At 72.1% G+C, this 13,111-nt stretch carries 7 protein-coding genes; 5 read left to right on the top strand and 2 right to left on the bottom strand.

Annotation, left to right across the window (positions count from 1 at the left end; genetic code table 11):
• Window positions 1-167: 167 nt before the first annotated feature.
• Together PZE19_RS29640 and PZE19_RS29635 are read right to left on the bottom strand one after the other, a co-directional pair.
• Complete coding sequence (locus PZE19_RS29640; RefSeq protein WP_303652911.1) at window positions 168-1,607, bottom strand: DUF1501 domain-containing protein; 1,440 nt, start codon at window positions 1,605-1,607, stop codon at window positions 168-170.
• Between the two features lie 46 nt (window positions 1,608-1,653).
• Window positions 1,654-3,996 carry a PSD1 and planctomycete cytochrome C domain-containing protein gene (locus PZE19_RS29635; RefSeq protein ID WP_277864214.1) on the bottom strand — a complete coding sequence of 781 codons (2,343 nt, stop codon included), beginning with the start codon at window positions 3,994-3,996 and terminating at the stop codon, window positions 1,654-1,656.
• 361 nt (window positions 3,997-4,357) lie between these two features.
• On the opposite strand from PZE19_RS29635, the gene PZE19_RS29630 reads away from it, so the two are divergent.
• The 5 genes from PZE19_RS29630 (at window position 4,358) to PZE19_RS29610 (ending at window position 13,092) form a co-directional block, all read left to right on the top strand.
• Window positions 4,358-4,903 carry a PEP-CTERM sorting domain-containing protein gene (locus PZE19_RS29630; protein WP_277864213.1) on the top strand — a complete coding sequence of 182 codons (546 nt, stop codon included), beginning with the start codon at window positions 4,358-4,360 and terminating at the stop codon, window positions 4,901-4,903.
• A 282-nt stretch (window positions 4,904-5,185) separates the two neighbouring features.
• Window positions 5,186-8,329 (top strand): PSD1 and planctomycete cytochrome C domain-containing protein, encoded by a 3,144-nt coding sequence (locus tag PZE19_RS29625; protein ID WP_277864212.1) that lies wholly within the window; start codon window positions 5,186-5,188, stop codon window positions 8,327-8,329.
• A 33-nt stretch (window positions 8,330-8,362) separates the two neighbouring features.
• Window positions 8,363-9,850: a DUF1501 domain-containing protein gene (locus PZE19_RS29620; RefSeq protein ID WP_277864211.1), complete on the top strand. Its 1,488-nt coding sequence runs from the start codon at window positions 8,363-8,365 to the stop codon at window positions 9,848-9,850.
• A 78-nt stretch (window positions 9,851-9,928) separates the two neighbouring features.
• Window positions 9,929-10,561, top strand: a complete 633-nt coding sequence (locus PZE19_RS29615; protein ID WP_277864210.1) for a Uma2 family endonuclease — start codon at window positions 9,929-9,931, stop codon at window positions 10,559-10,561.
• Window positions 10,562-10,902: 341 nt separating this feature from the next.
• Window positions 10,903-13,092 carry a PQQ-dependent sugar dehydrogenase gene (locus PZE19_RS29610; protein ID WP_277864209.1) on the top strand — a complete coding sequence of 730 codons (2,190 nt, stop codon included), beginning with the start codon at window positions 10,903-10,905 and terminating at the stop codon, window positions 13,090-13,092.
• The last annotated feature ends 19 nt before the right edge of the window (window positions 13,093-13,111 follow it).

Genomic DNA, 13,111 nt, shown 5'->3' with positions numbered 1-13,111 from the left:
GACCGATCTCTATCTCAGGAGACACCCTTCATCCACGCGCTTCGGGATGATCCCGAGTACCGACGTTTCCCACCTCCTTGACGCGGCGCCGGGCGGCCATCGTGCAACCCGGGCCGCGTCCGCGCTTCGAAGGCGGGTGCCGATGCGATCGGCGGCGCTTCATCCCGTCACGCCAGCATATCCTTGCGGATGCGGACGCCGTCCTCGACGCCGATCAGGCGCTGCTGGAGCCCCTGGTAGGGGTAGCGGAAGGTGTACGGATCCAGGCCGAGCTGGTTCAGGATCGTCGCCTGGAGGTCGTGGACCGGGACGGGGTCGGCGACGATCGAGGAGCCCAGCTCGTCGGTCGCGCCGATCGCGGCGCCGGCCCTGAAGCCGCCGCCGGCGACCCAGAGCGTGAAGCAGTGGGGGTGGTGGTCGCGGCCCAGGAACGTCGAGCCGCCGCGGGCCTCGTTCATCGACGTCCGGCCGAACTCGCCGCCCCAGACGACGATGGTCTCGTCCAGCAGCCCCCGGCGCTTGAGGTCGCGCACCAGGGCGGCGATCGGCTTGTCGACGTCCTTGCACTTCCTGGGGAGTTGATGCACGATGTCGTCGCCGGCGCCGGTGCCGTGGCAGTCCCATCCCCAGTCGAAGAGCTGGACGTAGCGGACCCCGCGCTCGACGAGGCGGCGGGCGAGCAGGCAGTTGTTGGCGAACGACGCCGCGCCCGGCTCGGCGCCGTACTCCTCGCGGATCGAGTCGGGCTCGCGGCCGACGTCCATCACGTCCGGGACCGACGCCTGCATCCGGAAGGCCAGCTCGTACTGGCTGATCCGGGTGAGGGTCTCGGGGTCGCCGTGCTCGCGGGCCTCGATCTCGTTCAGGCGGTCGAGCGCGTCGAGCGTGCGGCGGCGGTCGGCGCGGGTCATCCCCTTGGGGTCGCCGACGTAGAGGACCGGGTCGCCGACGGTCCGGCACTGCACCCCCTGGAAGACGCTGGGCAGGAACCCCGTGCTCCACAGGGCCTTGCCGCCGGTCGGGTCGGTCCCGCCGCTGATCATGACCACGAACCCGGGCAGGTCCTGGTTCTCGGTCCCCAGCCCGTAGGTGATCCACGAGCCCATCGCCGCGCCGCCGTTGCGGGGCGAGCCCGTGAACATGAACAGCTCGGCCGGGGCGTGGTTGAACTCGGTCGTCACCATCGAGCGGACGACCGAGGCCTCGTCGATCACGCCGGCGGTGTGCGGCAGCAGCTCGCTCATCCACTGGCCGCTCTCGCCCCGCCTGGCGAACTTGTAGGGCGTCCCCAGCATCTTGGGCCGGCCCTTGATGAAGGCGAACCGCTGGCCCTTCAGCAGCTCTTCCGGGCACAGCTCCATGTTGTGCTTGATGAGGAGCGGCTTGTAGTCGAAAAGGTCCTGCTGGGGCGGCCCGCCCGACATGTGCAGGTAGATGACGTTCTTGGCCTTCGCGGGCCGCTTCGGGATCGTCGGCGAGGCGTCGGCCCCGGCGGCCGGATCGGCCTTCGCGTCGGCGCCCAGGAACGAGGCCAGGGCGATCGCGCCCAGGCCGGTCTGCGACCGCCTGAGGAACTGCCGCCGGGTCTCCGCGCGGGCGAGCCGCATGCGGAGGATCTGGTTCAGGTCGAGGTCCGCGTCGAGGCCCACGGCGTCACCCCCTGGTCAGCACGGCGTCGAGGTTCAGGAGCACGTTGGCGACGGCCGTCCAGGCGGCCAGCTCGGCCGGGTCCAGGCCGTCGGGCAAGGGGCCGAGCGGCTCGGTCGCGAAGGCCGAGGCGGCCGTCGGGTCGCTGCGGTAGCGTTCGAGCTGCGCCGCGTACAGGGCGACCAGCGGGGCCGCCTGCTCGTCGCGCGGCGGGCGGCCGAGGCAGAGTTCCAGGCCGTAGCGGACGCGCTCCTCGGGCGAGCCGCCCCCCTCGCGGACGATCCGCCGGGCGAGCCCCTGCGCGGCCTCGACGTACACCGGGTCGTTGAGCGTGACGAGCGCCTGGAGCGGCGTGTTGGTGCGGACCCGCTTGACGGCGCACAGCTCGCGGCTGGGGGCGTCGAACGCGGCCATCGACGGGTACGGCACGGTCCGCCGCCAGAAGGTGTAGACGCCCCGGCGGTGGCGGTCGGGCCCCGGGCTGGTCGTCCAGGTCCGCTGGCCGTTGAACGCGGCCTGCCAGAGGCCGTCGGGCTGCACCGGGAAGACGCTGGGGCCGCCGATCTTCCGGCTCAGGAGCCCGGAGAGGGCCAGGACCTGGTCGCGGACCTCCTCGGCGTCGAGCCGCACCCGCGGGGCGTGGGACAGCAGGCGGTTCTTGGGATCTTTGGCGAGCGCCTCGGGGGTCGGCCGCGAGGCCTGCCGGTAGGTCGCCGACCTCACCAGGCGGCGGATCAGGCCCTTCACGTCCCATCCCGAATCCATGAAATCGACGGCCAGGCGGTCGAGCAGCTCGCGATGGCTGGGGGGCTCGCCCTGGGTGCCGAAGTCCTCCTCCGTCTCGACGATCCCCGCGCCGAAGAGGAGCGCCCAGGTGCGGTTCACCGCCACGCGGGCCGTCAGCGGGTTCTTGCGGTCGACGAGCCATTGCGCCAGCACCAGCCGGTCGACGGGCTTCCCCTCGGGGGCGGGGTTGAACGCCTTCGGCAGGCCCGGGCCGACCTCGGGCCCCGGGTCCAGGAAGTTGCCCTTCATGAGCACGCGGGTGACGCGGCGCTTCTCCTTCGGCAGCTCGACCATGACCGGCAGCGTGGGGACGTCGGCCCGGGCCTTCTCGACCTGGGCGATCTCGTCCCGGAGCGCCGGGGCGGGCGGTCCCACGATGGCGTCGAGCTTCGCCTTCAGCCCCGCGAGGCGGGCGTCGAGGCCGCTCAGGCGTTCGGACTCCTCGGCGGTGATCCAGGGCATGACGGGGGCCTCGTCGGGGCGGTCGGCGTCGGCCGTCTGGTTGAAGATCGCGAAGGCGCTGTAGTACTCCTCGTTCGAGATCGGGTCGTACTTGTGCGTGTGGCACTTGGCGCAGCCCATCGTCAGGCCCATCCAGGCCTGGAACGTGACGTCGACGCGGTCCTTGACGGCGGCGATGCGGAACTCCTCGTCGTCGGTGCCGCCCTCGGTGTTGGTCATCGTGTTGCGGTGGAAGGCGGTCGCCGCCCGCTGGCGGTCGGTGGCGCCGGGGAGCAGGTCGCCGGCGATCTGCTCGAGCGTGAACCGCTCATAGGACAGGTTGCGATTGAGGGCGTCGACGAGCCAGTCGCGGTATCCCCAGATGGTGCGCAGCGGGTCGGAGCCGTACCCGGCCGAGTCGGCGTAGCGGGCCAGGTCCAGCCAGGGCCGCGCCCAGCGCTCGCCGAAGGCGGGGTCGGCGAGATAGCGTTCGACGGCCCGCTCGTAGGCGTCGGGCGACGGGTCGTCGGCGAACGCGCGGGCCTCGGCGGGGGTCGGCGGCAGGCCGCGAAGGTCGAGGCTCAGCCGCCGCAGCAGCGTCGGGCGGTCGGCCTCGGTCGAGGCGTGCATCCCCTCGCGGTCGAGTCGCGCCAGGATGAAGGCGTCGAGCGGGTCGCGGGGCCACGAGGCGTCCGACACGGCCGGCGCGGGGGCCGGTTCGGGGGCGACGAGCGCCCAGTGTTCGGCGTACTCGGCGCCCTGGGCGATCCACCTGCGGAGGATCGCGACCTCGGCCTCGGCGAGCCGCGGCCCGGCCTTGCGGGGGGGCATGCGGAGCGTGTCGTCCGCATCGAGGATCCGCTCCAGCAGGACGCTCGCCTCGACGTCGCCGGGGACGATCGCCGCGTCGCCGCTCTCCAGCGGCTTGAGCGCCTCGCCCCGGACGTCGAGCCGCAGCTTGGCGGCCCTGGCGGAGGCGTCCGAGCCGTGGCAGGCGAGGCAGTTCTTCGACAGGATCGGCCGGACTTCGCGGTTGTAGTCGACCCGATCGTCGGCCCCCGCGGACGAGGCCGCCGCCATCGCCGTCGCCGCCGTCCCGAACCATGCCGCGAATCGGTGCATCGGAATGCGACTCCCGTCTCAGGCCGGATTCTTCATCGAGGGATCTTGGAAGGAGGGCCGACGACCAGGGGCGAGGCGGGTGCGGCAGGTCGAGATCGCCCGGCAAGGGCCTGCGGCCTCGCCCATTGTGGCACGACCCGCCGCCGGCGTTCAAGCCCCGGCGTCGGGCGGGCCGACGTCCTCGCGACGCCTCACGCTGGGCGGACGCGTCGACGATACGCGACGCGACGGCGATTCCGTACACCGGCCGGGGCCCCTCGCGTCGGTCGGGGCGTAAAGAACGTCGTGCGACTCGTCGGTGATGCGGGCGCGGCTCCCGTCCGACGACTCGATCGGTCTGGGATCACGAAGGGGTGACATCATGAGGATAGGAATTCGGGCGACCGCCCTGGCATGCCTGGCCTGCGCCGCGTTCGCGGCCCCGTCGTCGGCGGGCGTCGTGTTCACCCTGACCGACGTCGACCTCGTCGCCGGCGGCGGGCTGCCGGCGGGGACGCTGACGGGGTCGTTCACGCTCAGCGACGACCTCCACACCATGCTCGCGGCGGATATCACGGCGTCGGCCGCGACGGTCGATGGCTTCACCTACGCGTCGGCCACGTACACGCTGGCGGACGCCACGTTCACCTACACCGACCAGCTCCCCTACAACTTCCGGATCGACCTCGGCCCGACGAGAGAGCTGCAGCTCGTCTTCCTGAGCGGGCTGGCGGCGACCGGGGCGACGAACATCTATACGGGTTCTTACGAATGGCAGGCCGACGCGGGGTCCCGGACCGTGGCCTCGGGCTCGGTCGTCGCGTCGCACGGCAGCGTCCCCGAGCCTTCGTCCGTCGTGCTCGCCGCCGTCGGCGCCTCGGCGGCCCTCCTCGCCGCCCGCCGCATCCGGCGGCGACGCGCCGGCTGACCACGGCCCCCGCCGGGGGACCGCCCCGCGAAACCCGTGGCCCACGCCGCCGGTCGAGCCGACGGCGTCGGGCCTCGTCGCATCGCCTGCGGAGCCTCTCAGGATGACGCCGTCCGGGAAGGCCCGCCCTGGGGTCCGATCGCGGAGGATGCGACGTCGAGACCGGTCGCTCTCGACGGTGACGACTTCCCGGGGACTCGACGGCGCTGGTAAAGTTAAAGGGCTGTTCAACACCGCACACCCCGCCGAAGCTCGATTCCCGCCCCTTCGGGAGACCCCCCCATGCCTCCTGGTTTCCGACCCCTCGCGGCGGCCGTCCTGATCGCGGCGACGCTCGGCCCGGCGATCTCCCGGGCGGGAGAGCCCTCGCCGACGAAGGCGAAGGTCGATTTCGCACGCGAGGTCCGGCCGATCCTCTCGGACGCCTGCTTCGCCTGCCACGGCTTCGACGAGAAGGAGCGCAAGGCGGGCCTCCGGCTCGACACCCACGAGGGCGCGTTGGCGAAGCTCAAGTCGGGCGACGCCGCGATCGTGCCGGGGAACGTCGAGGACAGCAGCCTGGTCTTCCGGATCGAGACCGACGACGCCGAGATGGTCATGCCGCCCAAGAAGTCGGGCAAGTCGCTGACCCCCGAGCAGGCGGACGTCCTCAAGCGCTGGGTCGCCGAGGGGGCGTCGTGGAGCGGCCACTGGGCCTTCACCCCGGTCGCCAAGCCCGAGGCCCCCAAGACGGCCGACGCCGCCTGGGCGCGGGGCCCGATCGACGCGTTCCTGCTGGCCCGGATCGAGGCCGAGGGCCTGAAGCCTTCCGCCGCCGCCGACCCGACGACCCTCCTGCGACGCGCCACGCTCGACCTGACCGGCCTGCCGCCGACGATCGCCGAGGTCGACGCTTTCCTGGCCGCGGTCGCCGCCGTCGGGCTCGACCCCGCCTATGAGAAGGCCGTCGACCGCCTGCTCGACTCGCCCCGCTACGGCGAGCACATGGCCCGCTACTGGCTCGACGCCGCCCGCTACGGCGACACCCACGGCCTGCACCTGGACAACTTCCGCGAGATGTGGGCGTACCGCGACTGGGTCGTGAAGGCGTTCAACGAGGACAAGCCGTTCGACCGCTTCATCATCGAGCAGCTCGCCGGCGACCTGCTCCCCGACCCGACGCCCGACCAGCTCGTCGCCACCGGCTTCAACCGCTGCCACGTCTCGACGTCCGAGGGGGGGTCGATCGAGCAGGAAGTCTACACCCGCAACGTGGCCGACCAGGTCGACACCAACGGCTCCGTCTTCCTCGGCCTGACCGTCGGCTGCGCCCGCTGCCACGATCACAAGTACGACCCGATCACCCAGAAAGAGTACTACCAGTTCTTCGCCTTCTTCAACAACATCGACGGCCCGGCGATGGACGGCAACAAGTCGCGCTGGGAGCCGATCCTGAAGACGCCGACGCGCGAGCAGGCCGAGAAGATCGCGCGGAACGACGCCAAGCTCGCCGAGCTGAAGGCCAAGGTCGCGTCCGAGGCCGCCCGGTTCGCCGCGTCCTACGACGTGAAGGTCGACGCCGGGCTCTCCGAGGTCGTCCGTCGCGACGACTACACCTGGATCGACGACGAGCCGCCGGCGGGCGCCGCGGCGTCGGGCACGGGCGAGTTCGTCGCGGCCCCCGACCACCCCGTCAAGACCGGCCGCGCCGCGCTGCGGATCGAGGCCAAGGGCCTGACGCAGAAGATCGTCGAGGCGAACGGGCCCAAGCTGAAGGTGGGCAAGGGCGACTCGCTGTTCACCCACGTCTACCTCGACCCCCGGAACCCTCCCCGCGAGGTCATGCTCCAGTGGAAGACCGGCGGCGCGTGGTCGCGGCGGGCCGTCTGGGGCGAGAACCTGATCGACTGGGGCAAGGACGGGAGCGTCGAGCGCCTCCGCATCGGCGACCTCCCCGCCGACGGCGCGTGGGTCCGGCTGGAGGTCCCCGCGGCGAAGCTCGACCTCGCCCCCGGCACCCTGATCGAGGGCTGGGCGTTCACCCTGTTCGACGGCGTCGCCTACTTCGACGAGGCCGGCCTGCGCACCTGGACGCCCCAGGAAGGCCAGTCGTACGAGAACCTCACCGCCTGGATCCGCGCCCGGCTCGTCGACGACGGCGCGGGCCTGCCCGACCCGCTCAAGGCGATCGTCAAGAAGCCCCGGGGCGAGCGGACGGAGGCCGAGCGCAAGCTGCTCGTCGACCGCTTCCTGGCCGACGGGTGGATCGACGCGAAGAAGGCCGTCCAGCCGATCCGCGACGAGATCGCCCGGGTCGAGGCCGAGCGCAACAAGCTCGAGGAGAAGATCTCGACGACGCTGATCTTCCGCGAGCGGAAGGGCGACCCCAAGCCGGCGTTCGTCCTGAACCGCGGCGAGTACGACCAGCCCAAGGACCAGGTCGGGCGGGTCGTCCCCGCGTTCCTGCCCCCCCTCCCCTCCGACGCCCCCGCCGACCGCCTGGGCCTGGCCCGGTGGCTGGTCGCGCCCGAGCACCCGCTGACGGCCCGGGTGGCGGTCAACCGCTTCTGGCAGCAGCTCTTCGGGACCGGCCTGGTCAAGACGTCCGAGGACTTCGGCGCCCAGGGCGAGCCCCCGAGCCATCCCGAGCTGCTCGACTGGCTGGCCGTGACCTTCCGCGAGGAGGGCTGGGACGTCAAGCGGATGATGAAGCGGCTGGTGACGACGGCCGCGTACCGCCAGACCGCGAAGGCCACGCCCGAGGGCCTCGCGAAGGACCCGGGCAACCGCCTGCTGGCGCGCGGGCCGCGGTTCCGGCTCGACGCCGAGACGCTCCGCGATCAGGCCTTCTTCGCCGCCGGCGTGCTCGTCGAGACGATGGGCGGGCCGAGCGTCAAGCCGCCCCAGCCCGGCGGGCTGTGGGAGGCCGTCGCCTACGTCGGCAGCGACACGGGCGTCTTCAAGGCCGACGAGGGGGTCGACAAGGTCCACCGCCGCAGCCTCTACACCTTCTGGAAGCGGACCGCGCCGCCGCCCCAGATGGCCACGCTCGACGCCCCCTCGCGCGAGTCGTGCCGGGTGCGCCGCGAGCGGACCAACACGCCGCTCCAGGCCCTGCTCCTGCTCAACGAGCCCCAGTACGTCGAGGCCTCGCGGGGCCTGGCCGAGCGGGCCCTCCGCGAGTCGGGCGCGACGACCGAGGAACGCCTGGCCCACATGTTCCGCCTGGCCGCCGCCCGCACGCCCGACGCCGCCGACCTCGCCGAGCTGACCGCCGCGCTCAAGGACTTCTCGGCCCACTACGCCGGCAAGCCCGACGAGGCCAAGGCCCTGATCGAGGCCGGCGCGACCAAGCCCGACCCGGCGCTCGAGGCCCGCGAGCTGGCCGCCTGGACCATGATCGCCAACATCATCCTGAACCTCGATGAAGTCGTCACCCGGGGCTGACCCGCCCGACTCGCACCGCCCAGGAGCCCTCCCATGGACCCGATCCGCGAGAACGCCCAGGTCGAGACCCGCCGGAGCTTCTTCGGCCGCGCCGGGGCGATGAGCCTCGGCACGGTCGCCCTGGCCGACCTCCTCGCCCGCGAGGGGATCGCCTTCCCCGGGGCCGACCCGGCCTCCCCGGCCCTGCCCAACGGCGCGGGCGGCCTCCCCGGCCTGCCCCACTTCGCCCCCAAGGCCAAGCGGGCGATCTACCTGCACATGAACGGCGGCCCGTCGCAGATCGACCTCTTCGACTACAAGCCGAAGATGGACGAGCAGTTCGACAAGGACCTGCCCGACTCGATCCGCAAGGGCCAGCGCCTGACCACGATGACCAGCGGCCAGTCCCGCTTCCCCGTCGCGCCGTCGCGGTACAAGTTCGCGCAGCACGGCAAGTCGGGGATGTGGATCAGCGAGCTGCTCCCCTGGACGGCGAAGATCGTCGACGAGATCGCCCTGGTCAAGACCACGTGGACCGAGGCGATCAACCACGACCCGGCCGTCACCTACATCTGCACCGGCAACCAGATCCCCGGCCGCGCCAGCCTGGGCTCGTGGCTCAGCTACGGCCTGGGGGCGATGAACCAGGACCTGCCGGCGTTCGTCGTGATGACGCCGTCGTGGTCGAGCAAGACGTCGGCCCAGGCGATCTACACCCGCCTCTGGAGCGCGGGGTTCCTGCCCAGCAAGCACCAGGGGGTGGCCCTGCGGTCGGTGGGCGACCCGGTGCTCTTCCTGTCGAACCCTTCGGGCGTCGACCGCTCGGTCCGCCGCCGCACGCTCGACGCGATCAACCGGCTGAACCAGAAGGAATACGACTCGTTCGCCGATCCCGAGACCCAGGCGCGGATCGCCCAGTACGAGATGGCCTTCCGCATGCAGACCAGCGTCCCCGAACTGGCCGACATCAGCAACGAGCCCAAGAACATCCTCGACATGTACGGCCCCGACGTCCACAAGCCCGGGACCTTCGCCCGCAGCGCCCTGCTCGCCCGCCGCCTGGCCGAGCGCGACGTCCGGTTCGTGCAGATCTTCCACCGCGGCTGGGACCAGCACGGCAACCTCGCCGGCGACCTCCCCGCCCAGTGCAAGGACGTCGACCAGGCGACCTACGCGCTCATCACCGACCTGAAGCAGCGCGGGCTGCTCGACGACACCCTGGTGATCTGGGGCGGCGAGTTCGGCCGCACGATCTACTGCCAGGGCCCGCTCTCGCGCGAGAACTACGGCCGCGACCATCACCCCAAGTGTTTCCCCGTCTGGTTCGCCGGCGGCGGGATCAAGAAGGGGGTCGTCCACGGCGAGACCGACGACTTCAGCTACAACGTGGTGCAGGACCCGGTCCACATCCACGACATGAACGCCACGATCCTCCACTGCATGGGCATCGACCACCGCCGCCTCAGCTTCAAGTCCCAGGGCCTCGACATGCGCCTGACCGGCGTCCTCGACCAGAACCCGGTCCAGGCCATCCTGGCGTGAGCGAGGCTTGACGCCCGGCGGCCGAGGCTTACGATGCGAAAGAACGCCGAGGCCGGACGCCGGAACGGAGGCTCAGCCATGGGAACCATCACCCTCGAACAGGATGCTTCCAGGGCCGCGGGCGAGGCCCCGACGACCCTGGCGCTCCCGCGCTCCGTCCGGCTCGTGGTCGACGCCGACGACTTCGCGACGCTTTGCGCGGCCAATCGCGACCTCCGGCTCGAACGGGCCGCCGACGGAGGACTGATCGCCATGACGCCCGCATCGTCCGACGGCGGCGGCCGCAACGCCGAGCTGACCATCCAACTCGGGATCTGGAACAAGGCGTCCCGACTCGGCAAGGTCTTCGATTCGTCGACGGGTTTCACCCTCCCCGACGGCGCGATCCGCGCACCGGACGTCTCCTGGATCGCACGCGAACGCTGGGATCGCGTCCCGGCGGAGGACCGCCGGCGGTTCGCCCACGTCGTCCCCGACTTCGCCGTCGAACTGCGCTCGCCCAGCGACGCGATCAAGGACATGCGCGTCAAGATGGCCGAGTACCTCGCCCACGGCGTGCGGCTCGGCTGGCTGATCGACCCGGAGACGCAGACGGTCGAGATCCACCGCCCCGGCCGCGACGTCGAGACGCTGACGAAACCGACGACGCTCCCCGGCGAGGACGTCCTGCCCGGCTTCACCCTCGACCTGAAGGGCGTCCTCTTCGATTGACGCCCCGGGATCGCCCGGATGCGCGACGGGCGTCTGGTTTTCGGCGGGCCCCAGCCTTGACGGGTCGCTTCCATCGAATGGCCGTGTTTTAATGGAAGGACGCCCGCTCGGATGCGGCGGTCGTGCACGCCGTCCGCCGAGGTCCCGATGATGGGAACTTCACAGGTCGACGCGGCCGGTTCGCCGATCCGAACGCCTTCCGGAGACCTCGGCGCTCCGCCTGCGCCTCGGACCCGGGATTTGCCAAACCGCTCCGGGGAGCGGCCCCACGACCGAGGATGTTCTTCGGGGCCTCGCCGAACCTCGAAGCCCCGCAACCGCGGAAAGAGCCCAGGACGCTTATGAATGGCCTCGGGATACCGACGAGGCTCTCTCGGAGCCTCGCCGCGGCGACCCTGATCGCGGCCCTGCCTTCGTCGGACGCATCGGCCCAGGACGCTCCGGCGACGGGCGAATATCGTCGCGCCGTGCTCGCGGCGACGGGCGACGCCGGCCGCGGCCGCCGGCTGTTCGAGGACGTCGCGCGGACGCGCTGCGCCGGCTGCCATCCGGTCGCGGGCAAGGGCGCGGCCCTCGGCCCCGACTTCGCCGGGCTGGGCGGGGAACGGTCGGAGATCCTGGATTCGATCCTCGACCCCTCGGCGAAGATCCACCCCGACTACGTCTCGACGGTCGTGGCCCTGACGTCGGGCCGGGTCCTCCAGGGGCTAGTTCGACCGGCCGGCGACGCCGCGGTCGAGATCGCGGTCGCCGCCGATCAGGCCGTCCGCGTGGCCCGCGCCGACATCGAAGAGCAGGCCCCCAGCCGGGTCTCCCTGATGCCGGCGGGGCTCCATGAGGGCCTCGCGCCCGGCGAGACGGCCGACTTGCTCGCCTTCCTCGCGTCCCTGGCGCCGGCCCGCTCGGCCTCGCCGCGCGAGGCGGTCGACCCTCGCGACGTGCCCCGCGCGGCCGTCCCGGTCGCCTTCCGACCGTGGGGCGACGCGAGCCGGCCCTTCCAGCGGCCCGTCTGGTTCGGCCCCCTGCCCGGCCTCCCCGGCGGGGCGGTCGTGATCGAGATGCAGCGGGGCCGGCTCTGGCTCTTGGAGGACGAGGGCCGTCGCCGCTCGCCGTTCGTCGACGTCGGCGCCGAGACCACCCCCGGCGAGCTGACCGGCCTCACGAGCGTGGCCTTCCACCCCGACTTCGTCCACAACCGCCGCTACTTCCTCAAGCTGCACAGCCCGCGCGACGGGGGCCGGCTGACCGTCCGCGTGATCGAGCGCAAGGCCGCCCTCGACGGCCTCCGCGATTCGGGCGAGCCGTCCCGGCCCGTGATCGACATCCCCGTCTCGGGCGAGACCCACGACGGGGGGTACATGGCCTTCGGGCCGGACGGCTTCCTGTACCTGGGGATGGGCGACGACGGTCCCCAGAACGACCCTCACGGCCGGGGCCAGGACCTTTCCACCCTCCTCGGCAAATTCCTCCGCATCGACGTCGACCGCGCCGAGGGCGGCCGCGCGTACGCCGTCCCGCCCGACAACCCCTTCGCCGGCCGGCCCGACGCGCGACCGGAGATCTGGGCGTCCGGCTTCCGCGAACCCTGGCGGTTCAGCTTCGACCCGCCCAGCGGCGACCTCTGGGTCGGCGACGTCGGCGAAGGGCAGTACGAGGAGGTGACGATCGTCCGGGCCGGCGAGAACCACGGCTGGAACGTCTACGAAGCCTTCCACCCCTTCTCCGACCGCTACGCCCGGCCCGACGCGCGGTACGTCGCGCCGGTCTTCGCCTATCACCACCGGCTCGGTGTCTCGGTGACGGGCGGCTACGTCTACCGGGGGGCGAAGAACCCGGCGCTGGTCGGCAAGTACGTCTTCGGCGACTTCGAGACTCGCCGAGTCTGGGCGATCGAGCAGCGCGATCGGGCCTTGACCTCGATCGTCGAGATCGGCCGCGCGCCCGACCGGGTCGTCTCGTTCGGGCTGGATTCCGAGGGCGAGATCTACGTCGTCGGCCTGGATCGGGGGCTCATCCACCGCATCGACGCGGCGTCCGCCGACCTCACCCCGGCGACGCCCGCGCGCGAGGTCCTCGCCACGTCCCGGCGGGAGCCCGTCGCCTGGCGTCGCACCGAGGCGCGGCCGCCGGCCGAATGGACGCGCGAGGGCTTCGACGACGCCGCCTGGGCCGAGGCCCCCGGCGGCTTCGGCAGCCGCGGCACGCCAGGCGCGGTCGTCCGCACCGAATGGCGGTCGCGCGAACTCTGGCTCCGCCGCGGCTTCGACCTCCCGGCCGGCGACCCGTCGCGACTCGCCCTCTCGGTCCACCACGACGAGGACGCCGAGATCTACCTCAACGGCGTCCTCGCCGCCCGCCTTCCCGGCTTCGTCGCCGACTATCAGGAGATCCCCATCTCCGACGAGGCCCGCGCCGCGCTGCGGCCTGGGGGCCGGAACCTGCTCGCCGTCCACTGCCGTCAGAACGGCGGCGGCCAGTACATCGACGTCGGGATCGTCGAGCGCCCGGGCCGGCCGACGGCGGCGCGCTGACGTCGAGATGCGAAGAAGG

It is taken from the genome of Paludisphaera mucosa, assembly GCF_029589435.1.
Classification (GTDB): domain Bacteria; phylum Planctomycetota; class Planctomycetia; order Isosphaerales; family Isosphaeraceae; genus Paludisphaera; species Paludisphaera mucosa.
Note: the sequence above shows the minus strand (reverse complement) of the source record. Positions and strands in the feature narration are given on the sequence as shown.

Coding starts and splice junctions, on each gene's coding strand:
- PZE19_RS29630 (WP_277864213.1), top strand. CDS start 4,358: ATGAGGATAGGAATTCGGGCGACCGCCCTGGCATGCCTGGCCTGCGCC.
- PZE19_RS29620 (WP_277864211.1), top strand. CDS start 8,363: ATGGACCCGATCCGCGAGAACGCCCAGGTCGAGACCCGCCGGAGCTTC.
- PZE19_RS29625 (WP_277864212.1), top strand. CDS start 5,186: ATGCCTCCTGGTTTCCGACCCCTCGCGGCGGCCGTCCTGATCGCGGCG.
- PZE19_RS29635 (WP_277864214.1), bottom strand. CDS start 3,996: ATGCACCGATTCGCGGCATGGTTCGGGACGGCGGCGACGGCGATGGCG.
- PZE19_RS29640 (WP_303652911.1), bottom strand. CDS start 1,607: ATGCGGCTCGCCCGCGCGGAGACCCGGCGGCAGTTCCTCAGGCGGTCG.
- PZE19_RS29615 (WP_277864210.1), top strand. CDS start 9,929: ATGGGAACCATCACCCTCGAACAGGATGCTTCCAGGGCCGCGGGCGAG.
- PZE19_RS29610 (WP_277864209.1), top strand. CDS start 10,903: ATGAATGGCCTCGGGATACCGACGAGGCTCTCTCGGAGCCTCGCCGCG.